20 protein-coding genes are annotated in these 22311 nt (G+C 53.1%); 7 read left to right on the forward strand and 13 right to left on the reverse strand.

Going from position 1 to position 22311, the window contains the following annotated elements; all coding sequences use genetic code 11:
- Nucleotides 1-11 precede the first annotated feature (11 nt).
- The 3 genes from glgX to asd form a co-directional block, all read right to left on the reverse strand.
- Nucleotides 12-1988: a glycogen debranching protein GlgX gene (glgX, locus tag OGV98_RS12900; RefSeq protein ID WP_003023487.1), complete on the reverse strand. Its 1977-nt coding sequence runs from the start codon at nucleotides 1986-1988 to the stop codon at nucleotides 12-14.
- Nucleotides 1985-4171, reverse strand: a complete 2187-nt coding sequence (gene glgB / locus OGV98_RS12905) for a 1,4-alpha-glucan branching enzyme (protein ID WP_016151109.1) — start codon at nucleotides 4169-4171, stop codon at nucleotides 1985-1987. Before glgB ends, glgX begins: the two co-directional genes overlap by 4 nt.
- Nucleotides 4172-4444: 273 nt before the next feature.
- Nucleotides 4445-5551: an aspartate-semialdehyde dehydrogenase gene (gene asd, locus OGV98_RS12910; RefSeq protein ID WP_003837862.1), complete on the reverse strand. Its 1107-nt coding sequence runs from the start codon at nucleotides 5549-5551 to the stop codon at nucleotides 4445-4447.
- A 191-nt stretch (nucleotides 5552-5742) separates the two neighbouring features.
- On the opposite strand from asd, the gene yhgN reads away from it, so the two are divergent.
- Nucleotides 5743-6336, forward strand: a complete 594-nt coding sequence (gene yhgN, locus OGV98_RS12915) for an NAAT family transporter YhgN (protein ID WP_003023480.1) — start codon at nucleotides 5743-5745, stop codon at nucleotides 6334-6336.
- Nucleotides 6337-7368: 1032 nt separating this feature from the next.
- Entirely contained in the window at nucleotides 7369-7815 is a 447-nt protein-coding gene (locus OGV98_RS12920; protein WP_003837860.1) for a lipoate--protein ligase family protein, read from the forward strand.
- Between the two features lie 95 nt (nucleotides 7816-7910).
- Here the strand turns inward: OGV98_RS12920 and gntU are convergent, their stop codons facing one another.
- The 5 genes from gntU to OGV98_RS12945 all read right to left on the reverse strand — a co-directional run bounded on the left by gntU (nucleotide 7911) and on the right by OGV98_RS12945 (nucleotide 12904).
- A complete protein-coding gene (gene gntU, locus OGV98_RS12925) occupies nucleotides 7911-9251 on the reverse strand; it encodes a gluconate transporter (protein ID WP_003023477.1) in 1341 nt (446 codons plus the stop codon).
- A complete protein-coding gene (gene gntK, locus OGV98_RS12930; protein WP_003023475.1) occupies nucleotides 9251-9781 on the reverse strand; it encodes a gluconokinase in 531 nt (176 codons plus the stop codon). The genes gntU and gntK overlap by 1 nt, the downstream gene beginning before the upstream one ends.
- Nucleotides 9782-9922: 141 nt before the next feature.
- Nucleotides 9923-10918 (reverse strand): gluconate operon transcriptional repressor GntR, encoded by a 996-nt coding sequence (gntR, locus tag OGV98_RS12935; protein WP_003023473.1) that lies wholly within the window; start codon nucleotides 10916-10918, stop codon nucleotides 9923-9925.
- A 129-nt stretch (nucleotides 10919-11047) separates the two neighbouring features.
- Complete coding sequence (gene yhhW / locus OGV98_RS12940) at nucleotides 11048-11743, reverse strand: quercetin 2,3-dioxygenase (protein ID WP_003023472.1); 696 nt, start codon at nucleotides 11741-11743, stop codon at nucleotides 11048-11050.
- A 123-nt stretch (nucleotides 11744-11866) separates the two neighbouring features.
- Nucleotides 11867-12904 (reverse strand): oxidoreductase, encoded by a 1038-nt coding sequence (locus tag OGV98_RS12945; protein ID WP_003837856.1) that lies wholly within the window; start codon nucleotides 12902-12904, stop codon nucleotides 11867-11869.
- 415 nt (nucleotides 12905-13319) lie between these two features.
- Between OGV98_RS12945 and yhhY the strand changes: the two genes are divergently transcribed.
- From yhhY to OGV98_RS12965, 4 genes are all read left to right on the forward strand, one after another.
- Nucleotides 13320-13808 carry an N-acetyltransferase gene (gene yhhY / locus OGV98_RS12950; RefSeq protein WP_003023469.1) on the forward strand — a complete coding sequence of 163 codons (489 nt, stop codon included), beginning with the start codon at nucleotides 13320-13322 and terminating at the stop codon, nucleotides 13806-13808.
- Between the two features lie 46 nt (nucleotides 13809-13854).
- A complete protein-coding gene (locus OGV98_RS12955; protein ID WP_202580948.1) occupies nucleotides 13855-14739 on the forward strand; it encodes a hypothetical protein in 885 nt (294 codons plus the stop codon).
- A 272-nt stretch (nucleotides 14740-15011) separates the two neighbouring features.
- Entirely contained in the window at nucleotides 15012-16160 is a 1149-nt protein-coding gene (gene tssD, locus OGV98_RS12960; protein WP_044713904.1) for a type VI secretion system tube protein TssD, read from the forward strand.
- Entirely contained in the window at nucleotides 16150-16386 is a 237-nt protein-coding gene (locus OGV98_RS12965) for a hypothetical protein (RefSeq protein ID WP_044713905.1), read from the forward strand. The genes tssD and OGV98_RS12965 overlap by 11 nt, the downstream gene beginning before the upstream one ends.
- Before the next feature lie 61 nt (nucleotides 16387-16447).
- On the opposite strand, the gene ggt is transcribed toward OGV98_RS12965, so the two are convergent.
- Nucleotides 16448-18193: a gamma-glutamyltransferase gene (gene ggt, locus OGV98_RS12970; protein WP_061549125.1), complete on the reverse strand. Its 1746-nt coding sequence runs from the start codon at nucleotides 18191-18193 to the stop codon at nucleotides 16448-16450.
- Nucleotides 18194-18311: 118 nt separating this feature from the next.
- Between ggt and OGV98_RS12975 the strand changes: the two genes are divergently transcribed.
- Nucleotides 18312-18752, forward strand: coding sequence for a DUF2756 family protein (locus OGV98_RS12975; protein WP_032937241.1), 441 nt, complete (start codon nucleotides 18312-18314; stop codon nucleotides 18750-18752).
- Here OGV98_RS12975 and ugpQ read toward each other — a convergent pair.
- The 4 genes from ugpQ to ugpA are packed head-to-tail and all read right to left on the reverse strand — an operon-like array spanning nucleotide 18749 to nucleotide 22291.
- Nucleotides 18749-19492, reverse strand: a complete 744-nt coding sequence (gene ugpQ / locus OGV98_RS12980; RefSeq protein WP_044713911.1) for a glycerophosphodiester phosphodiesterase — start codon at nucleotides 19490-19492, stop codon at nucleotides 18749-18751. The two genes, OGV98_RS12975 and ugpQ, sit on opposite strands and share 4 nt — an antisense overlap.
- The gene (locus OGV98_RS12985; RefSeq protein ID WP_138828005.1) at nucleotides 19489-20559 is read right to left on the reverse strand and encodes a sn-glycerol-3-phosphate import ATP-binding protein UgpC; all 1071 of its coding nucleotides are present in this window, start codon (nucleotides 20557-20559) and stop codon (nucleotides 19489-19491) included. The genes ugpQ and OGV98_RS12985 overlap by 4 nt, the downstream gene beginning before the upstream one ends.
- A 2-nt stretch (nucleotides 20560-20561) precedes the next feature.
- Nucleotides 20562-21407: a sn-glycerol-3-phosphate ABC transporter permease UgpE gene (ugpE, locus tag OGV98_RS12990; protein ID WP_057101809.1), complete on the reverse strand. Its 846-nt coding sequence runs from the start codon at nucleotides 21405-21407 to the stop codon at nucleotides 20562-20564.
- On the reverse strand, nucleotides 21404-22291 hold the full coding sequence (gene ugpA, locus OGV98_RS12995; protein WP_003837841.1) for a sn-glycerol-3-phosphate ABC transporter permease UgpA: 888 nt from the start codon (nucleotides 22289-22291) through the stop codon (nucleotides 21404-21406). Before ugpA ends, ugpE begins: the two co-directional genes overlap by 4 nt.
- Between the last annotated feature and the right edge of the window lie 20 nt (nucleotides 22292-22311).

The following is a 22311-nucleotide window of genomic DNA, read 5'->3' on the forward strand; positions in this document are numbered from 1 at the left end:
TAACTCCTTTTTTATCTTCTCTGGAACACACACAGTCCGTGCGCAGGTCCCTGCCAGACAGCCGTAAGCACCGGATTATCCTCTCCGGCAAATGGGGGAATGGCATGCCATTCCCCTTCAGGTAAAACGATATCTGTCACCTCAAGCGTGGCGTTTATTGCAATCAGAAAACGGTCTGAAAGCTGGATTTGCATCTGCCTCGGGCCGTTTTGCCACTCATCCGCACTTAAGGGTTGTGCGTACTTATTCAGCCAACGAACATTGCCATCGCCCTCTTCCCACCAACAATCCCCTGTTAATGCTGGGATTTGCCGGCGCAGATGAATCAGCGCGGCGGTAAATGTGGTTAGCCCACTGTTTGCCTGTTGCCAGTCCAGCCACGTTAAGGCGTTATCCTGACAATAAGCGTTATTGTTGCCGTGCTGGCTATGACCATGCTCATCGCCCGCCAGCAACATCGGCGTCCCCTGGGAGAGCAACAGCGTAGTTAACAGCGCATGAATGCTGTCGCGCCGCCGCTCAATCAGGTCCAGCGTGCCGCCTAATCCTTCTTTACCATGATTGTCGCTGTAGTTATTGCTAGTGCCGTCGCGATTTTCCTCACCATTCGCTTCATTGTGCTTATTTGTGAAGCACACACAGTCGCGTAGCGTAAAACCGTCGTGCGCGGTCACCAGATTGACCGTGGCGCTGGGTTTGCGGCCCTGGCGTTTAAACACATCGCTGGATGCGGCAAAACGCCCGGCAAACTCGCCCAACGAGAGATTACGCTGGAGCCAAAAGCGCCGCGTCGCATCGCGGAAATGGTCATTCCACTCGGCAAACGGAGGGGGGAAATTCCCCACCTGATACCCGCCTTCACCAATATCCCACGGTTCCGCAATCAGCTTCACGCGTGAGAGCAGCGGACAGGTTTGGATCGCGGTAAACAGCGGCGCATCCTGACGAAACGCAGGTGTACGCCCCATGACGGAAGCCAAATCAAAACGAAAACCATCTACATGGCAGGTTTCAACCCAATAGCGCAGGCATTCACATGCGTATTCCACAACGCCGGGATGGCTCAAATTGAGGGTGTTCCCACAACCGGTCCAGTTGTAGTAATCACCATCGTCCCTGATCCAATAATAGCTACGGTTATCAATTCCGCGCAGCGAGAAGACAGGCCCTTCGAGATCCAGCTCGGCGCTGTGGTTCAAAACGATATCGAGAATGACCTCAATCCCCGCTTTGTGCAGCGCTTTTACCGCGTCGCGAAACTCATCAAGCGCACTCTCCGGCGAACAGGCATAGGCCGGATGCAGCGCGAACATGGCCACCGGGTTGTAGCCCCAGTAATTCGACAGGCCCAGCCGCTGAAGTCGTGGTTCGCTGGCAAAATGCGCCACCGGCAGCAGCTCCAGCGCGGTAATGCCGAGACGCTTGAAATAGTCGATCATCACCGGATGACCCAGCGCTTTGTAGGTTCCGCGAATCTCTTCCGGCAGGTCAGGATGCAAATACGTCAACCCTTTGACATGCGCTTCGTAAATCACGGTATTGCCCCACGGCGTGCGCGGCGGGGCATCATCCTCCCAGTCATAATGGTCGGACACCACCACGCCCTTCAGCGCGATGGTGGCATTATCATGGTGATCCGGTTCATTTAGCCCGCCGTGCAGCAGCGGGTTATCTTTTAACTCGCCCTCGACCCGACGGGCGCAAGGGTCGAGCAGCAGCTTGGCTGGGTTAAACCGGTGGCCCTGCTGCGGTTGCCATGGGCCATGGACGCGATAACCATAGCGCAGACCGGGCCGGGCGTTGGCCAGATAGCCGTGCCAGACATCGCCGCTACGCCCCGGCAGGTCGTAGCGGAGTTCGCAACCGTCCTCGTCAAATACGCATAATTCAACGCGTTCAGCGTGGGCTGAGAAGAGAGTAAAATTAACGCCATGGCCGTCATACGTTGCACCATGGGGGGTGGCGTTGCCGGTTGCCAGTTGCGTCATTCCCCCTCCCGAACCAGCCAGATCGTTGCCAACGGCGGCAACGTGAGGCTCAGTGAATGCTGACGACCATGACTGGCGATTTCATCACTGTGCACCGCACCGCCGTTGCCAGTATTGCTGCCGTGGTAATGCATCGAATCGGTATTGAGGATCTCACGCCATTTCCCCGGCTGATTGATACCGAAGCGATAGCCGTGGCGGGGCACAGGCGTAAAGTTACTGACCACGATGATTTCATTGCCGACCTTGTCACGACGCACGAAAGCCAGCACCGAACGTTCTTTGTCATCCACCACCAGCCACTCAAAGCCATAGGCGTCAAAGTCGAGCTCGTGCAGCGCTTTGTGATGACGATAGGTGAGGTTCAGATCGCGCACCAGACGCTGTACGCCGTGATGCCAGTTATCACCGCCTTCCAGCAGGTGCCAGTCGAGGCTGGCGTCGTGGTTCCATTCACGTCCCTGCGCAAACTCGTTGCCCATAAACAGCAGTTTCTTGCCTGGGAAGGCCCACATCCAGCCGTAGTAGGCGCGCAGGTTGGCAAACTTCTGCCACGCATCGCCCGGCATGCGGTCGAGAATCGATTTCTTGCCGTGCACCACTTCATCGTGCGACAACGGCAGGACAAAGTTCTCGGTGTAGTTGTACAGCATGCCGAAGGTCAGCTTATCGTGGTGATGTTGGCGATAAACCGGATCCAGCTTCATGTAGTCCAGCGTGTCGTGCATCCAGCCGAGGTTCCACTTATACCAGAACCCTAAACCGCCCATGTCCTGCGGTCTTGAAACGCCAGCAAAATCAGTGGACTCTTCCGCCATGCTCACCGCACCAGGCACCTGTTCGCCAAGAATACGGTTGGTATTGCGTAAAAACTCAATGGCTTCGAGGTTTTCACGACCGCCAAATTCATTTGGGATCCATTCACCTTCTTTACGGCTGTAGTCGCGATAAATCATCGATGCCACGGCATCCACGCGCAGCGCGTCGATACCAAAGCGCTCAATCCAGTACAGGGCGTTGCCCACCAGATAGTTGCTGACTTCACGGCGACCGTAGTTGTAGATCAGCGTGTTCCAGTCCTGGTGATACCCTTCTCGCGGGTCGCTGTGCTCATACAGCCTGGTGCCATCAAACTCTGCCAGACCAAAGTCGTCCGACGGGAAATGGCCCGGCACCCAGTCAAGAATGACGTTCAGCCCCGCCTGATGCGCGGCATTCACAAAATAGCGGAAGTCATCGCGCGTACCAAATCGACGGGTCGGCGCATACATGCCGGTAGGTTGGTAACCCCAGCTACCGTCGAACGGATGCTCGTTAATCGGCAACAGTTCAAGGTGGGTAAAGCCCATCCACTTGGCGTAAGGCACCAGTTGATCCGCCAGCTCGCGGTAGCTCAGCCAGAAGTTGTTATCGGTATGACGACGCCATGACCCCAGGTGCACTTCATAGATAGAGATTGGCGCATCAAACTGGTTGGCTTTTTTACGCTCCTCGCTTTGCACCACTTTTTCCGGCAGACCACAGATAAGCGACGCGGTTTCCGGGCGCATTTGCGCTTCGAAGGCGTAAGGGTCCGCTTTGATTCGCAGCTTACCGTTGGCATCGATCATCTCATATTTATACAGCTGACCATGCTGCGCACCGGGGATAAACAGCTCCCAGATACCGCTTTCTTTGCGCAGGCGCATCGGGTGGCGACGGCCATCCCAGTAGTTGAACTGCCCAACCACTGACACGCGTTGCGCGTTAGGCGCCCAGACGGAGAAGCGCGTGCCGGTTACGCCATCCATGGTATCCGCATGCGCGCCCAGCGTTTCGTAAGGTCGCAGGTGCGTACCTTCAGATAACAGCCAGGCATCCATATCCTGGATCAGCGGGCCAAAACGATAAGGGTCATCAATCAGATTCTGCTGTCCATGCCAGACAACGGCCAACTGATAGCGAAAGAAATTTTTACGGCGGGGAAGTACTGCACAGAAAAAACCGCGAGAGTCGAGGCAGTCCAGCTTGCCGACTTTGCGTCCGGTTTTGGGTTCGATCACCCACACTTCGGTGGCGTCAGGTAATAGGGCGCGGACTTCAAGTCCAGCGTCAGTTTGGTGCATACCGAGTACGGAAAAAGGATCCGCAAAATGGCCTGCAATTAGCGCATTAATCACGTCTCTATCGATACGAACGGACATGGTTGTCATCCTGTTTTATGGTGTCACCCCTTCCAACTGATTTTCGACATCAGGTAGCGACACTTTTTTTGACCTGAACGGCGCAGCACAATTGTGCATCCTCTCTGCGTCGTCCCACCTTCAGGCAACAACTTAATACCTCCGGTACTAAGTCACCCTTAAAGAATAGCCAATGCTTTATCTTACTCCTGGTAAAAAATGAAACATCTGCGCTTACTCCTGTATTACGCAAAAAAAAGGGTGACTCAGCACCCTTTGATCATTAACAAACCATTACGCCAGTTGACGTAACATGCGGCGCAATGGCTCCGCAGCACCCCAAAGCAGCTGGTCACCTACGGTAAAGGCTGACAGGAACTCCGGTCCCATATTCAGCTTACGCAGACGACCTACTGGCGTGGTCAACGTGCCGGTAACGGCCGCCGGGGTTAACTCACGCATGGTGATTTCACGATCGTTTGGTACTACTTTCGCCCACGGGTTGTGCGCCGCCAGCAGTTCTTCCACGGTCGGAATAGACACATCTTTTTTCAGTTTGATGGTGAACGCCTGGCTGTGGCAGCGCAGCGCGCCGACGCGCACGCACAGACCATCAACCGGGATCACGGAAGACGTGTTGAGAATTTTGTTGGTTTCCGCCTGTCCCTTCCACTCTTCACGGCTCTGACCGTTATCGAGCTGTTTGTCGATCCACGGAATCAGGCTACCGGCCAGCGGTACGCCAAAGTTATCAACCGGCAGTTCACCGCTACGGGACAGGGTCGTCACTTTACGTTCGATGTCGAGAATAGCAGAGGATGGGGTCGCCAGCTCCTCGGCCACATGGCCATACAGATGGCCCATCTGAGACAACAGCTCGCGCATGTGACGCGCGCCGCCGCCGGAAGCCGCCTGATAGGTCGCCACGGAGACCCAGTCGACCAGGTCGTTGGCAAACAGGCCACCGAGGGACATCAGCATCAGGCTAACGGTGCAGTTACCGCCGACAAAGGTCTTAATACCTTTATTCAGGCCATCGGTGATGACATCCTGGTTAACCGGATCGAGAATAATGATGGCGTCGTCTTTCATACGCAGCGAAGAGGCCGCGTCAATCCAGTAACCCTGCCAACCGCTTTCACGAAGCTTTGGATAGATTTCGTTGGTATAATCGCCGCCCTGACAGGTCACGATGATATCGAGCGCCTTCAGCGCATCCAGATCAAAAGCGTCCTGAAGCGTGCCGGTCGCGGTTCCACCGAATGTCGGTGCCGCCTGCCCGAGCTGGGAAGTAGAAAAGAAAACAGGGCGAATGGCGTCGAAGTCACGCTCCTCAACCATGCGTTGCATGAGAACAGAGCCGACCATACCGCGCCAGCCGATAAAACCAACATTTTTCATAGCGTTTTTTTCCTGCAGAGATGTGTGCTGTGTATGTATGCCAGTGTCCTGGTGGCATATCCTTCACCATACAAAATGCAGCCAAAGTCGCAAGTGAAATTAATCAATGATAGCGAAGCCATCAGTAATGCGACTTATCCCGCTGCGCAAGCAAGCAGAAAGTCCGCGGTAATTATCAGGGAATTTGAGTTATGAATGAAATCATTTCAGCGGCAGTTTTATTGATCCTGATTATGGATCCACTCGGAAATCTGCCCATTTTCATGTCCGTATTGAAACATACCGAACCAAAACGCCGCCGCGCGATTATGATTCGCGAGCTGTTCATTGCGCTGTTGGTGATGCTGATATTCCTGTTTGCGGGCGAGAAAATTCTGGCATTTCTGAATCTGCGCGCGGAAACCGTGTCGATTTCCGGGGGCATCATTTTGTTCCTGATCGCCATTAAGATGATTTTCCCCAGCGCCACCGGGAATAGCACCGGGCTTCCGGCGGGTGAAGAGCCGTTTATCGTTCCGCTGGCGATTCCGCTGGTAGCCGGTCCGACAATCTTGGCTTCACTAATGCTGTTGTCGCATCAGTATCCTAATCAGATGGGGCATCTGGTAATCGCCCTGCTGATCGCCTGGGGCGGTACGTTTGTGATTCTGTTGCAGTCGTCGCTGTTTTTGCGTCTGCTGGGGGAGAAAGGTGTGAACGCGCTGGAGCGCCTGATGGGACTGATTCTGGTGATGATGGCCACCCAGATGTTCCTCGATGGCGTACGGATGTGGATGAAGGGGTAATTTCTCCTTTTTGAACCGGATGACATGTTACCCGGAGAACGGTTCCGTTCACGTTATGTTCGTTGCTTCTCTGGAGTTTCTTCACCGGTGAACGTGTTAAGGGGGCTACGCAGCCCCCTTAACAATCCCGGCTCTCCGGCAGGAAAATTGTTGCTGCGCAATACCCTCCGCTTATTCCTCCAGGCTACCGGGCCGGGCGCGAGGAAACGTCCCTGTAAAACGCGCCCTGAGCCAGCATCCATGCTGGCTCCCCCGGCCTTACGGAAACACGTCGGCAATTTTCAGCCGGACCAGCCCACACCTGACCATCTGCGTTTTTATTTGAACAGGTTTGGACAGCAAAACAAATTTAACTGGAAGTCAGAGCGTTGAAGCGATGACACCGGTCCGGCTGAAAATCGATGAGGCGTTGACGGCTGACCGGGTCTGCCCGCAGGGATGCGGGCAGAGGGGACGGCCTGCAGGGACGCAGGCTCGGCCCCGACCCGACAGGCAGACGGAATAAGACGAATAACTCGCGCAGCGACGATTTTCCCGCCGGGAGCCTGGGTTGCAAGGGAGGCGGCGGTGAGCCTCCCTTGCACGTTCACGGGTATCAGCGCTTCAAAGAAATGACACCACTGAGGTGAACGGAAACCTGAGCAATAATCACATGTTCACCCTACATGCTTAACTGAACGGTATTGCGCTGTAATTTCAGGTATTCCTTATGCTTTTAAGTCGCTGATATAACGTATTTTCATTTCTGCGAGGCGCCTTCCGGAATGCCCTCTTGTCAGCATCGTGGATAAGCCTTATCTTCTCGCTGCACCTGCAAAATCAGGTGCCAGAATTAGCCTTCTGAAAATCATACTGGCGACATATACTTCTATGTCGTGCGACTGATTTCGTCTCAATGGCGGGTCGAGCGGGGGCGTCGCAAGACGCGCCGGTATCCAGTATGACCGGTAAGGCTAACTCCGCTCGATTCCGCCACCCGCGAGATTAGCCTCTCCGGTGGTGGTTTAAATAAAACATACTGGAGGCTGCCCTATGGCGACTACCCCTCTCTTTTCACACTCTTTATTTACCCTGCCCTTTAGCCATGCCACGGACTTCACCGAACTGGCGGATAACTGCGAGCGTTTTGTCGAAGGACTAGTTGAATGCCATGACCCGGTTGAAAAACTGGCGATTTGTGCACGTCTGTCGGCCTGTCTCGCGTTATTACAACCGACCTTAACGGAGCCTGTACCGCAGCATCTGCAGGCCAGTCTGACGGTAGATACATTCCCGACCCGTTTTCCCCTTTTCGAGCCTGAGCCAGACCAGATGGGGCGTTACTGCCAGCTTTTGACGCATTTGCTGATGAGCAAAACGCTTTCTGATGATATGGAGCGAGTAGCGGGTGATTTGCTGCAGGATTTGGTGGGCTATTTCGCCGACACGCTGAAAGCGCCGCGTTGGTTGAAAACAGAGGATGGTGTGATGGTGCTGTAAAAAAGCCGGGTGGCGCTTGCACTTACCCGGCCTACGATGCGGATGTGTGCTCGTTTCCAGGCCCGGTAAGCGCAAGCGCCACCGGGCAACAAGACTCAGCTCAACAGCTGGAAAGCAATCATACCGACAATCGCGCCGACCGTACCGAGGATGGTTTCCATCATCGTCCAGGTCTTCAACGTTTGTGCTTCCGTTGCGCCGGTAAATTTACCGAACAACCAGAAACCGGCGTCGTTAACGTGGCTGACCACGATCGAGCCGCCTGCGATACAAATAGACAGTGCCGCCATCTGTGCGCCGGAGAAGTTTAACTGTTCAATCACCGGCATCACCAGACCGACCGCCGTTAAGCAGGCCACAGTCGCGGAACCCTGAATGATACGCACCGCTGCCGCCAGCACGAAGCAGGTAATGGCAATCGGCAGACCCATTCCGGTTAACGCTTCGCCCAGCGCCGGACCGACGCCGGAATCAACCAGCACTTGTTTAAACACGCCACCTGCACCAATCACCAGCAGGATAATCCCCGCCGGTTGCAGCGCATGACCGCAGATCTCCATCACTTTGTCTTTTGGCATACCCTGGCGAATCGCCAGACCGTAAATCGCCACCAGACATGCAACCAGAATCGCGGTAAACGGGTGACCGATAAACTCAAACCATTCGTAAGTTGAAGAACCAACCGGCACAAAGCGCGCGGCGATGGTTTTCAGACCAACCAATACCAGCGGCAGCAGGATCAGCGACAAGCTAAAGCCGAAGGACGGCATTTTACCTTCGCCCAGATGCGGCTCGGTAATGTCATCAGGAATGTTCAGCTCAACGTAACGGCTGATGAAATTACCCCACAGCGGCCCGGCGATAATCATGCCCGGAATCGCGGCACACAGGCCAATCAGGATCATCCAGCCAAAGTCAGCGTGCATCTGCGAAGCCAGCAACATCGGCGCTGGCCCCGGCAGTAAAAACGCAGCCGCCGCCGCTACGCCTGCAAACAACGGAATGACTAATTTAACCAGGTTGGTACCGGTGTGACGCGCCATCGAGAACGCCACGCTGATCAGCAGCACAATCGCCACTTCAAAGAACAGCGGCAGCGCGCAAATCAGACCGGCCAGGCCAATCGCGTAATGCGCGCGGCTGTGGCCGAAGGATTTCAGCATTTTGACGGCAATTTGATCGACTGCGCCGGTCTCATGCAAAATCTTGCCGAACATCGCCCCCAGCGCCACAACAATCGCCAGGAAACCGAGCGTGCCTCCCATCCCTTTTTCCATAGTCGCGGCGATTTTATCGAGCGGCATACCGGAAAAGAGACCTGCACCAATAGACACCACCATCAAAGCAAGGAAGGCGTGCATACGCGCCTTCATCACTAAAAACAGCAGCAATAAAACGGACCCTACTGCTGTTAAAACAAGCGTTAATGTACTCACTACTTACTGCCCTGGTTAATAACCTCAATGGTGCTGGCGACCACACCGTCCAGTGGTTGATCGATATCGACCACCAGTACATCGTTTTCATTCGCACCTGGTTCTTCCAACGCTTCAAACTGGGTCACCAGCATCTGCGTTTTGAAGAAGTGGCCTTTACGCGCTTTCAGACGGCTTTCGATAACGTCAAAATCCCCTTTCAGATAGATGAAAGAGAGGTTCGGGTTACCGTCGCGCAGCTGGTCGCGATAGACTTTTTTCAGAGCGGAACAGACGATCAGCGAAACCTTGTTGGTACGCTGCATCGCAAAAGCGGCGTCATTCAGCGCCTGTAACCACGGTTTACGGTCATCATCGTTGAGTGGCTCACCGGAAGCCATTTTCATGATGTTGCTGCGCGGATGGAGAAAATCGCCATCAAGAAACGCGGCCTGCAGTTGATGCGCCACTTCGCTGGCGACAGCAGATTTACCGCTGCCCGATACGCCCATCAGAACGTAAACGTGGTGATCATGATTAGTCGTGCTCAAAGCGTTGCCCCCACTGGTACAAGAATCTGGAAATTGTTACGGGTAACTGTTATCGGTAACATTGTCCAGCCGGATAAATAGAGAAGCAATATCCATTCGTGCTCGAAGTGTATAAGTGTGAGCTACTTCAAACTTGTTGGCTTAAATAGATCCGCCCGGTGACAAGGTGAAACCTAAATCTAACATTTTAGGTGTGACTGCTTCACCACGGATGCGCGCCAGCAGGCGTTCAGCACCAATGCTGCCCATCCGTTCACGCGGCGTGAGCACGCTCGCCAGACGCGGCTCCATCACCTGTCCGATGTCGTGACCGTGGAATCCAGCAATCGCCATGTCATCCGGGATTTTTAGCCCTAAACGCTGGCATTCGAAGGCCGCCCCTACCGCCAGGTCATCGTTGGTACAGAAAATTCCGTCGAGCTGCGGGTATTCGCGCCGCGCCTGACGGATGAGTTCAATACCGGAGGAGTAGGAAGAAGACTGTTCCACCATCACGCTGTACGGCACCAGGTTGGCATCGCGCATTGCCTGCTCGTAGCCCCTCTGTTTGATGATAGTACGTTCATCAAGACGTGCGCCAAGATAGGCAACATGACGGTGCCCGCGGGCGATGATAGCGGCAGTCATCTGGCGCGCGGCTTCAAAGTTGTCGAAACCGACAGCGATATCCAGGCACGGGGACTGGCTGTCCATCAGCTCAACCACCGGGATACCGGCGACCTCAATCATTTTCAGCGTACGAGGCGTATGGCTACGTTCGGTGAGGATCAGGCCATCGATATTCCACGACAGCATCGATTCCAGGCGCTCTTGTTCCATTTCGGGCTTATAGCCGTAGTGCGCGAGCATAGTTTGATAACCATGGGCGTCGGTGACGGCCTCAATGCCGCGTAACACTTCAGCAAAAACCTGGTTAGTGAGAGACGGTAACAACACGCCGATAGCGCGACTGGTGGCGTTAGAAAGAATATCAGGAGCGCGATTGGGAATATAACCCAGCTCATCAAGTGCAGCGGCAATTTTGCCCCGCAGCGCCACGGAGACCTGCTCCGGGTTACGCAAAAAGCGACTGACCGTCATTTTGGTCACGCCCACGCGGTCGGCTACATCCTGAAGTACGGGTCTTTTCTTTTTCATCGTCCTGAAGCGTTAAAAAGGGATAGATTCCCCCAGTTTACCACGGACGCACGGAATTAATGACAAACGATGAAAAGCCGGATGGCAACGCTTTCGCGTCTTATCCGGCCTACATCAGGTTACAGCACGTTAGACTGGCGGCAGATCAAACAATAACACTTCGCTGTCGCTGTCGGCATGAATAGAAATTGCCTGTTCATCCCAGATTGCCAGACCGTCACTGGTGGTCGCTTTGGTTCCGTTAATGGTGACGTTGCCTTTAACGACCTGGATCCAGACGCGACGTTCAGCGGCAATCTGATGTACCGACTGCTCATCTTTGACCAGCGCCCAACGGTACAGCTCCATATCCTGGTACACTTTCAGTGAGCCATCGCGGGCATCAGGCGACAGCACCAGTTGTTTACCCTGAGCGGCATCGAAACGGCGCTGTTCATAGCGCGGCGTAATACCGTTTTCCTGCGGCATGATCCAGATCTGATACAGATGCAGCTTCTCAGTATTACTCGGGTTGTACTCCGAGTGACGGATCCCCGTCCCGGCGCTCATAATCTGAAACTCTCCGGCCGGCACCTGCTCTTTGTTGCCCATGCTGTCCTGATGTTCCACCGCGCCTTCCAGCACGTAGGTCAGGATTTCCATGTCTTTATGGGGGTGAGTGCCAAAGCCCTGACCTGCGTCGATCACGTCATCGTTAATCACGCGCAGTGCCGAGAACCCCATAAAGTTCGGGTCATAGTAGTTGGCAAAAGAGAAAGTATGCCAGGAATCGAGCCAGCCATGATTCGCATGACCGCGGTCGTTCGCTTTGCGTAAATAGATCATTATGTTCACCCCCAGATGTTTTCGATGGAGTAAGTGTGGACTCATTCCTCCCGGGATCATAGAGGGTGAAAATTGACTCCTCTGTTCAAAAAATATGAACAAGCCCAGAGGAGTCGGTAAAGGCTATTTGGCGAGGGTTATCGTCGCGGGAGAGGCCTGTTCGAAGGCGCGTTCGAGAATCTCCAGGTTGGTTAGAACTTCAGATTCCTTGACGTAATTAGGCGTACCGGCGGTCAGCGTCTGGTACAGCGCATCATAGACGCGACCGTAATCCCCCACCTCCGGCTTCACCTCTTCTTTTACTGTGATGCCGTCATCGTTGACATACTCCAGCATTCCGATGGAATCATCAGCAGCGAAACCTGGCTCACCCGGCATGATATTGGCCTTCAGACTGGTTTCCTGCTGGTCGATGCCGTACTTCACAAACGAGCCTTTGGTGCCATGGACGATAAACTTCGGATAGTCGATTTTCACCAGATGACTGGTTTTAACAATGGCTTTCAGGTCGCCGTAAAACAGCTGCGCTTCAAAGGTATCGTCCGGGTTCGCTTTATTACGCAGGCTGCGGATGTCATAGGCCACATGATCGGGGCGTCCGAACAGCGAGATAATCTGATCCATGGTGTGTACGCCCAGGCCATAAAATGCGCCATCCTGCGGCAGTCCCGGCTTAGTTTCCGCCTCGGGACGGTAGTAATCGAAATGGCTTTCAACCTCAACAATTTCGCCGAGCTTGCCGCTCTCAATCGCTTTTTTAGCAGTGAGAAAGCAGGAGTCAAAACGGCGATTCTGATACGGCGTAACGGTCAGCCCTTTGCTTTGCGCCAGTTCGAACAGCACTTTTGCTTCTGCCAGTGTCGGCGTGAACGGTTTCTCAACCAGCACATTTTTACCCGCCTCCAGCGCACGTTTGGCGTAGTCGAAATGGCTGTCAGCATGGGTACAAACGATCACTAACTTCACCTGCGGATCGTTTAAGATCTCGTCGAGGTCGCTGGTGAAGTGAATATGTGAATACTGCGGCGCCTGCTCTTCCGGCCTGGCGTTACGGCGGAAAATATGCGCGACATGCCAGCTATTTTTGCGGTTGAGGACGTACGGCAAATGGTAGCGAGTGGTACTTTTACCAAAACCAATAAATGCGCAGTGTAAGGTCATGAGACAGTCCTTTTGAAGGTGATTGTCTACACCATAGCGCAAAGCGGCTGGAGACTGAATGTTGGATTCTTTGCCGGTTGCGGCGTTGCCTTATCCGGCCTACAAAACCCAGGTCTCAGCCGTAGGCCGGATAAGCGCAAGCGCCATCCGGCATCATCCCGGGGACAAAATGACAAGTAAGCCAGGCTGAAACAAAACCCCAAAAAAAAAGCCAGCAAAAGCTGGCTAAAGTAATACTGGAAGCAATGTGAGCAATGTCGTGCTTTCAGGTTCTCCGTAGGGTTCCCCTGAACGCAGAGCAATAATAATCATTCTCATTCGCACTTGTCTACTTCTTTTTGCAAAAAAATGCAGTTGACGGAATTTTCTTTCTCAGCGAGGGTAAAGACTCAATTAACCCTGAAGGAGATAAGGAATGAGTGAGATAGTGATACGCCACGCTGAACCGAAAGATTACGACGCAATTCGTCAGATCCATGCCCAGCCAGAGGTGTATCACAACACGCTACAGGTTCCTCATCCTTCCATGGAGATGTGGCAAGAGCGACTAACCGAACGGGTCGGAATCAAACAACTGGTCGCGTGCATTGATGATATCGTCGTCGGACATCTCTGTATTGAGGTCGCGCAGCGCCCGCGCCGCAGCCACGTGGCCGATTTTGGTATCTGCGTTGATGCCCGCTGGCAGAATCGCGGCGTTGCCAGCGCGCTTCTCCGTACGATGATCGACATGTGCGACAACTGGCTGCGCGTCGACCGTATCGAGTTAACAGTGTTTGTGGATAACGAACCTGCGGTTGCGGTCTATAAAAAGCATGGCTTTGAGATCGAAGGGACAGGTAAGAAATACGGCCTGCGCAACGGCGAGTACGTGGATGCATATTTTATGGCACGCGTGAAATAAATTTAAGGGCGAGTCTTATCGCCCTGCTTATTGAAAGGACGCAATAGTGAAAAAGTTTGTTCCCCTGGTTTTACTGGCCTCGCTCTCCCCAGCTTTTGCCACTACCGTACAAAATCTCGATGCCGTACCCGGCGTTATTCAACATACTGAAGGTAAACAGATTTTTGCTGAGCAAATGGCAGGGGCAACACCTGCGAAAGGATTTGGTGAACTTCCACAGGGATTATCAGAGAACCAGTGGATTGGCTGGGTTGCGCCGAACGAAAATCCTAATAATCTGATCCTCACCGGCGCCAAAGCCTGGGGAAAAGAGGGTAAATATATTGGCATTGCCTGTTTTGCTGACAATCAGGCCGATGCCGGGCAGGCAAAAAAGTACGCGGATAACACCTGTCCGGAAAACTACAACAACGGACGCGCCAATAAATTATATCTCGGCGTTTTCTCCTGGCAGAACCAACAGCTGCAGCCGGTTGCCCGCTCGGAAAAACCATTAAACCAGATCTCAGCGTGGAATAAAGCTGCCGAGAAAGAGAGCGATGATGAGTCCGTCAGACCGCTGGCTTATTATACAAAATTGGATCTGGCGCCGTACCGGATCGCTCCCGATACTCTGGCGTTCGGGGTGCGCGGTGGCTACTCCGATGCCTACTCCGGCGGCGGGGCGTTTTATGAAGTGCTGGAACTCTACACCATCAAAGACAGCAAGATAATCAACGTGTTTTCTGACCTTGTTTATTACTATTCGGATATCGCCGGAGACTGGAATAAAGACGGCACAAGGCAGCACGACATCAGCGAGAGTAAGTACATCCTGAAATTGCGGTCGGCAAAGACGCAGGGATTTTATGATTTAGAGGTCGTGAACCTGCAGGATAAAAGCAGCCAAATATTTCACTGGTCTGAATCACTGCAACAGTATGTTCCTTAAGGAACTAATAAGACCTGCAACGTTCAGAAGGCTGTAGGCCATCAATATGGAATAAAAAATATCAACACATATTCAATTAATAATTCACAGTTATTAAATATACAAACACTTGCCCCACACATTATTTATATTCAGATTATCCTCAACAAAACCCACTTAAAATGAAACGTTTTGTTTCTGCTATATACGAACACCATCAAAAAGCGTAATTAAAAATGGAAGAATAAAAACCTCCGTTTTACGATAATACGTAATAAAAGGATAAGGATGTCATGAGTGATATCGTCTATCTGATGGTTTCAGGACAGCAACAAGGCGCCATTTCTGACGGATGTGGAACCCTTGCATCTGTGGGTAATCGCTGCCAAATCGGACACGAGGACGAAATCTTTGCCTTTTCGCTCGCTAATAGTATAACCAGTACTGGCAAAGGCTCTCAGTTGCACGGGCTACGCTTTTGTAAGCTGATCGATAAAAGCACGCCGTTGTTTATTAATGCGATTAACAACAACGAGCAATTGTATATGGAGTTTTATTTCTACCGCATCAATAGATTCGGTAGATGGGAGAAATATTATTATATTCAACTACGAGGAGCATTCTTATCCGGTATTCAGCAGCAGTTCAGTGAAAATAGTTTAGATACAGAAACAATAACCATCAGCTATGAATATATCCTCTGCAAACATCTTATTGCCAACACTGAGTTCAGTTACCTGGCGTTTCCCGAGAATTACAACCGCCTGTTTATCCCACCTCCAAAAACTCCCGCAAACAACGGCCTCAAAACGTTAAACAGCAAAGGGATTGGCAGACTGCTTGCCGCCGGAGGGATCTACAACGGGAATATCGACGGCTTTAGGGAAACGGCGGAGAAGCTGGGAGGCGATGCGCCTGCGGGTTACGAGCAGGTCATGGATAACAAAGGATTACTCATTCTTGGCGCTTCAGTAGTTGCTGGATTAACCATGGGCAGAATGAAATTTCCTGAATTAGAAGAACTGGAGCATTTTGGAGCTAGGGGAGCCGTATCAGGACGAACATTCAATCCCGAGCTTGCAGGGGGGCCAATAGAGAACCTGACAACTGGTGGTGTTACCATTAACAAAGAAGGCATTACTACAGTTGAAAAACATATTTCCAGATTTATTCACGACCCTGCAAATGACGTTATGATTAGCAGGCTTAAAGACATAGAAAAGGGTAAAATGCCACCAGAGCAGGTAGATCTAAATTACTACACTCATGAATGTCGAGAGTATCAACGCTATTGTAATTTAGGCTGGGAAACTGGGCAGCCTGACGGTGATGCAGGATATGACCTTTGGAATCATGCCCACACAGCCACGCTAGAAGATTATAAACTTAAAGGATCGCTTGACGATTTATTCCACCCGGACGCACTTAACTATGATAACTGAAATTGAACTTAACGTACTGAAAGTTATGGCTGAAAAAGATATTAACTGGAACTGGATGAATCTGGATCGCGCACTGTCCTTTAAAGGAATACCTGGTTTCAGCAATGTTGTTAATATTGTCAATAAATTGGCCAGTGAGGGATTGGTAAATATTGAAGATAGCGGACATAAATCCATGCCTTACTACCGCGTTTCAGAGCAAGGATACAAGCTACTGAAAAAATAACTCTGATCGAGGCTCAGCGCAGAAACAGCAAGCCCTCTTCCACCGAAGAGGGCCTCTCAAATCAGTATCCCGCCGTTAAATCATCCACGGAACGCGGGTCAGATGCGCCATACAGTGCACCATCCGGTCCTACCATAATGCTCTGCGTGCTGCCCATCGCTTCCTTCAGCGCGACTTTCTGCCCTTTCTGCTCCAGCAGCTTAATGGTGTCCGGGCTAAACCCTTTCTCAACGCGCAGTTCATCGGGCAACCACTGATGATGGAAGCGCGGCGCGTTGGTCGCTTCGGCGACGTTCATTCCAAAATCAATGCTGTTGACTACCATTTGCAGCACGGTGGTGATGATTCGGCTCCCGCCAGGGCTGCCGGTAACCAGCCAGGTTTTCCCGTCTTTTACCACGATAGTCGGCGACATTGATGACAGCGGACGCTTCTTCGGCCCAACCGCGTTAGCATCGCCGCCCACCAGCCCGTAAACGTTCGGCACGCCCGGTTTGGCGGAGAAATCGTCCATTTCGTTATTAAGCAGAATGCCGGTGTTACCCGCCACAATCCCGGTGCCGAAGGTGGTGTTCAGTGTATACGTCACCGCCACGGCATTGCCGTCTTTATCCACCACCGAGAAGTGGGTGGTTTGGTTACTTTCATACGGCGCGAGCTTGCCGGGCTTGATCTGGCTGGAAGGCTTAGCTTTGTTGATATCAATCTGATCGGCGAGCGATTTGGCATAAGCTTTGTTGGTCAGCGCCTGCCAAGGCACCTTCACAAAATCCGGGTCGCCCAGATACTCCGAGCGGTCGGCGTAGGCATATTTCTCCGCTTCAGCCATTACCTGCATGGCATCAGCGCTGCCAAACCCGTACTTCTTCATATCAAAGTTTTCGAGAATATTGAGGATCTGCACGATGTGAATACCGCCGGAGGATGGAGGCGGCATTGAGAAGACTTGATACCCGCGATAGTCGCCGCTAATCGGCGTACGCTCCACGGCTTTATAGCTGGCTAAATCCTCTTTGGTCATCAACCCGCCGTTTTTCTGCATTTCCTCCGCAATCTGATCGGCAATTGCCCCTTTATAAAACGCATCCGGACCGTTCTCAGCAATCATCTCCAGGCTTTTCGCCAGGTTCGTTTGCACCAGCTTATCGCCCTTTTTCAGCGGCTCGCCGTCTTTCCAGAAAATGGCTTTGCTGTTCTCGTGATTAGGGAGCACTTCGCTGCCATAGGTTTTCAGATCGTCTGCCAGCGCGTCGTTAACCACAAAGCCTTCTTCCGCTAGCTTCATTGCCGGGCGCACGACTTTGTTCAGCGGCATCGTGCCGTATTTCTCCAGCGCCAGCGAGAAACCCGCCACGGTACCCGGCGTACCGGATGCCAGATGCGACGTTAGTGACTTTTTCGCATCGGCGTTGCCATGTTCATCGAGGAACATGTCGCGGGTCGCGCCAGCGGGAGCCATTTCACGAAAATCGATCGCCGTGGTGTTACCGTCTTTGGTACGCAGCAGCATAAACCCGCCACCGCCCAGATTGCCCGCCTGCGGATGCGTCACCGCCAGCGCGTAGCCAACGGCTACAGCGGCATCAACGGCATTCCCGCCCTGTTTCAGAATATCCACCCCAACCTGGGTGGCTAAAGCATCTACGGAAGCCACCATCCCCTGTTGCGCACGAACGGGATGGAACACATCTTCCTCGACACCGTAGGATACTGGTGGTGGCGCAGCCGGCGCGGCAGCCACGCTAAAACAACTTCCTGAGAGCAGAGCAGCAATGGCTACCCGGCGTAAAAACGTCGGTTTTATCATCGTTATTCTCCAGATGTACGGGGGTCGGCCCCCACTAAGCCTGGTGCATAACTCTGAAATAATCATCGTAACGGCGAGAAAGGAGTAAACTTAAATGATCCCCGAGAGGAGAAAAGCGATGAAACGACTCTTACTTTTAGCCATGCTCTTGCCGTTTGCAGGCTTTGCACAGCCCATCAACACCATGAATAACCCGAATCAACCCGGTTATCAGATCCCGAGTCAGCAGCGTATGCAAACCCAAATGCAATCACAGCAGATTCAGCAGAAAGGGATGCTCAACCAGCAGTTGCAAACGCAGACGCGCATGCAGCAACAGCATATGGAAAACCAAATCAACACGAACACCCAGCGCGTGCTGCAGTCTCAGCCGGGCGAGTTGAATTCTGGACAGCAGCAAATGCTGCCTAACAGCAACGGAGGGATGTTGAGTGGAACCCGTAATCCGGACAGCTCGCTCAATAAGCAACATATGCTGTCGGAGAAAAAGAACGGCGACATGCTGAAGCCCTCCAGCACGCCGCAACCTAACGTTCCGTTAAAAACGATTGGGCCTTAACTGGGCTGGAAATCCGGACCAATGGTATCAATGGCATCGGTACAGATGCTGTCTACGCCCCAGCGCAGCAGTTCTGCCGCGCGCTGGGGTCGGTTTACGGTATAAACCAGTATACGTAGCCCAGCATCGCGCAGCGCATCCACGCGCGCCTCATCCAGCAGCTTATGATTAAGATGAATAGAGACGCAGCCAAGCCGCGTGGTCAGCTCACGCCAGTCCTCGCGCCATTCATCCAGCAGCAAACCTCTCGGCAGTTCAGGCACCGCCTGCTGCGCCGCTTCTAGCGCATCAATTTCAAAAGATGACAACAGCGGTGACGTCATTCCCGCCCACAATTCACGTGCGGCCAGCGCCACGACCTTCCCGGTGAGCGCCCCCGTCCCGGTGGTGGGTTTGATCTCAATATTTGCCATCATGCCGTGCTGGCGACAGCGCTCAGCAACTTGCGAGAGCAGCGGCAACGGTTCGCCTTTAAACTCACCGCTAAACCAGCCGCCGGCGTCCACGCGCAATAGATCCTGCCAGTTCAATTCGCCAGCCACGCCCCAGCCGTTACTGGTGCGTTCCAGGTTGTCGTCATGCAGTAAGAAGATCTCACCGTCTTTCGACAATTTAGCGTCAAACTCGATCATGGTATGCCCATATTGCGCCCCCATGTCGATTGCCGCCAGGGTGTTTTCCGGGGCTAACTTACCGCCGCCGCGATGGGCGACAATATGGGGGTAAGGCCAGTTATTCATACGCGTTGTCCTGTTTCGCCATCAAAAAGATGCAGATGATGTTCTGGCAGATGCAGCCACAGCGTACTGCCTGCCGTCGGGCGATGCTGATGCGCCAACCGCACCACCAGCTTTTGCTCACCCCAACGTCCATGTGCCAGATTATCCGCACCCAGCATTTCCAGCGTGTCGACGACCAGCGGCACGCCGCCTTCGGCCTGCGAGCTTAGCGCAATATGCTCCGGGCGGATACCCAGCGTCATGTTACGCCCAATACACCCCCTGGCGCTTCTGCCGATGGGTAACGTCATGCCGCCCTCCAGCTCAAAATGGGTACCCGTAGCGCTGATGCGCCCATCGAGCAGATTCATCGCCGGGCTGCCGATAAAGCTCGCCACAAAGCGGCTGGCGGGTTTTTCATACACCTCAACTGGGGTGCCGATTTGCTCGGCAATACCTTTGTTCATTACCATTACCCGTTGGGCGAGGGTCATCGCTTCAACCTGATCGTGCGTCACGTACAGCGAGGTGGTTTTCAGTCGGCGATGCAGATGTTGTAACTCCAGACGCATCTGTACGCGCAGCTTGGCATCAAGGTTAGAAAGCGGCTCATCGAACAGGAATACCGCCGGGTCACGTACAATCGCTCGTCCCATCGCTACGCGCTGGCGCTGGCCGCCGGAAAGTTCGCGCGGACGACGTTTGAGCAGCTCACCCAGCTCGAGAATACGTGCCGCCTCTTTTACCCGCTCAGCAATATGCTCCTTGCCCATCCCGCGGATTTTCAGCCCCCAGGCCATGTTTTCTTCCACGCTCATATGCGGGTAGAGAGCATAGTTTTGAAAGACCATCGCAATGCCGCGATCCTTCGGCTCCATCTCGGTGACGCGTTTATTATCAATCCAGATATCGCCGCCGCTTACCCGTTCAAGCCCGGCCACCATCCGCAGCAGCGTAGACTTACCGCAGCCGGATGGCCCAACCATCACAATAAATTCCCCGTCCGCGACATCCAGCGTCAGCGGTTTAATCACCTGGGTTTTACCGTCCCAGCTTTTGGTTACTGCCTGTAGTTTTAAACCAGCCATTTTTATTTCTCACTGTCCACTAAACCACGCACAAACGCGCGCTGCATGGCTAACACGATGATTACCGGAGGGATGAGCGTTAGCAGCATGGCGGCCATTACCTGGTTCCACTGCGTGGTGCCTTCACCGGTGGCAATCATGCCTTTGATACCCGCCACCGCAGTGCCCAAATTGACGTCGGTAATAATTAACAACGGCCACAGATACTGGTTCCAGCCGTAGATAAAGGTAATAACGAACAGCGCCGCCAGATTGGTTTTTGACAGCGGTAGTACGATATCGCGGAAAAAACGCATTGGTGACGCGCCGTCAATACGCGCCGCCTCAACCAGTTCATCCGGCAGGGTCATAAAGAACTGACGGAACAGGAAAGTCGCTGTCGCAGATGCCATCAACGGCAGCGTCAGACCCGCATAGCTGTCGAGCATCTTCAGATTGGCGATCACTTCTACCGTCGGGAAAATACGCACCTCAACCGGTAGCATCAGGGTGATAAAAATCATCCAGAAGAACAGGTTGCGCAGCGGAAAGCGAAACCAGACGATGGCGAATGCGGAGAGCATAGAGACGGTAATTTTCCCTACCGTAATGCTGAACGCCATGATGAAACTGTTGAGCATCATCAGCCAGAACGGCGCGCTGTTAACGCCCACGCCGTTGATCCAGATGTATTTCATGTTTTCCAGCAGCTGTGTGCCGGGAACCAGCGTCATCGGCGTCTCAAACACCGCTTTGTTGTCCAGCGTCGCCGCGACAAACGCGACGTACAACGGAAACAGGATCACCATGATCCCCATAATCAACATGGCATGGCTGAATATTGTCAGCCCACGACGGTTCTCAATCATTGGTAACGCACCTTACTTTCCACATAGCGGAACTGCACCACCGTCAAAATAATGACCAGGAACATCAGCACCACCGATTGTGCAGCGGAAGAAGCCAGATCCAGCCCGACAAAACCTTCGCGATAGATCTTATAAATCAGCGTCGTGGTCGCCTGTACCGGCCCGCCTGCAGTGGCAGCATCAATCACCGGGAAGGTGTCAAAGAAGGCATACACCAGATTCACCACCAGCAGGAAGAAGCTCACCGGGGCAATGAGCGGCAGCGCCAGTTTAAAGAAGCGGCGAACCGGCCCCGCACCGTCAATCGCGGCGGCTTCGATCAACGAGCGAGGAATAGACTGCAATGCGGCAAAGAAGAACAGGAAGTTGTAACTAATCTGCTTCCAGACCGACGCAAACACCACCAGGAACATTGCCTGACCGCTGTTTTGCGCATGGTTCCAGTCATAGCCAAACTCACCGAGAAAATGGGTAATCAGCCCGCGCCCGGGGTTAAACAGGAAGATCCACAATACGGCGGCAACGGCGGGCGCAACGGCGTAAGGCAACAGCATCAGCGTTTGGTAAAAACGGCTGCCGCGCACCACGTAATTCACCAACGCCGCAAAAAATAACGACACCAGCAGACCGCTTACCGTGACTAACGTACTGAACTTAATGGTGGTCCAGAATGAGTCGAGGTAGTACGGGTCATGAAACAGCGCGACAAAGTTTTCCAGTCCGACAAACTGGCTGGAAAGACCAAACGGATCAACGGATTGTAGCGAGTACCACAGCGCTTCACCGGCAGGCCAGATAAAGAAAATAACGGTGATAACCAGCTGCGGAGCCACCAGTAAATAGGGAAGCCAGCGCGAACGGAACACCGGACGAGATGAAGACATGGAAGTTTGATTCCTGAACA

It is taken from the genome of Citrobacter sp. Cf136, from assembly GCF_030333815.1.
GTDB classification, from domain to species: domain Bacteria; phylum Pseudomonadota; class Gammaproteobacteria; order Enterobacterales; family Enterobacteriaceae; genus Citrobacter; species Citrobacter freundii.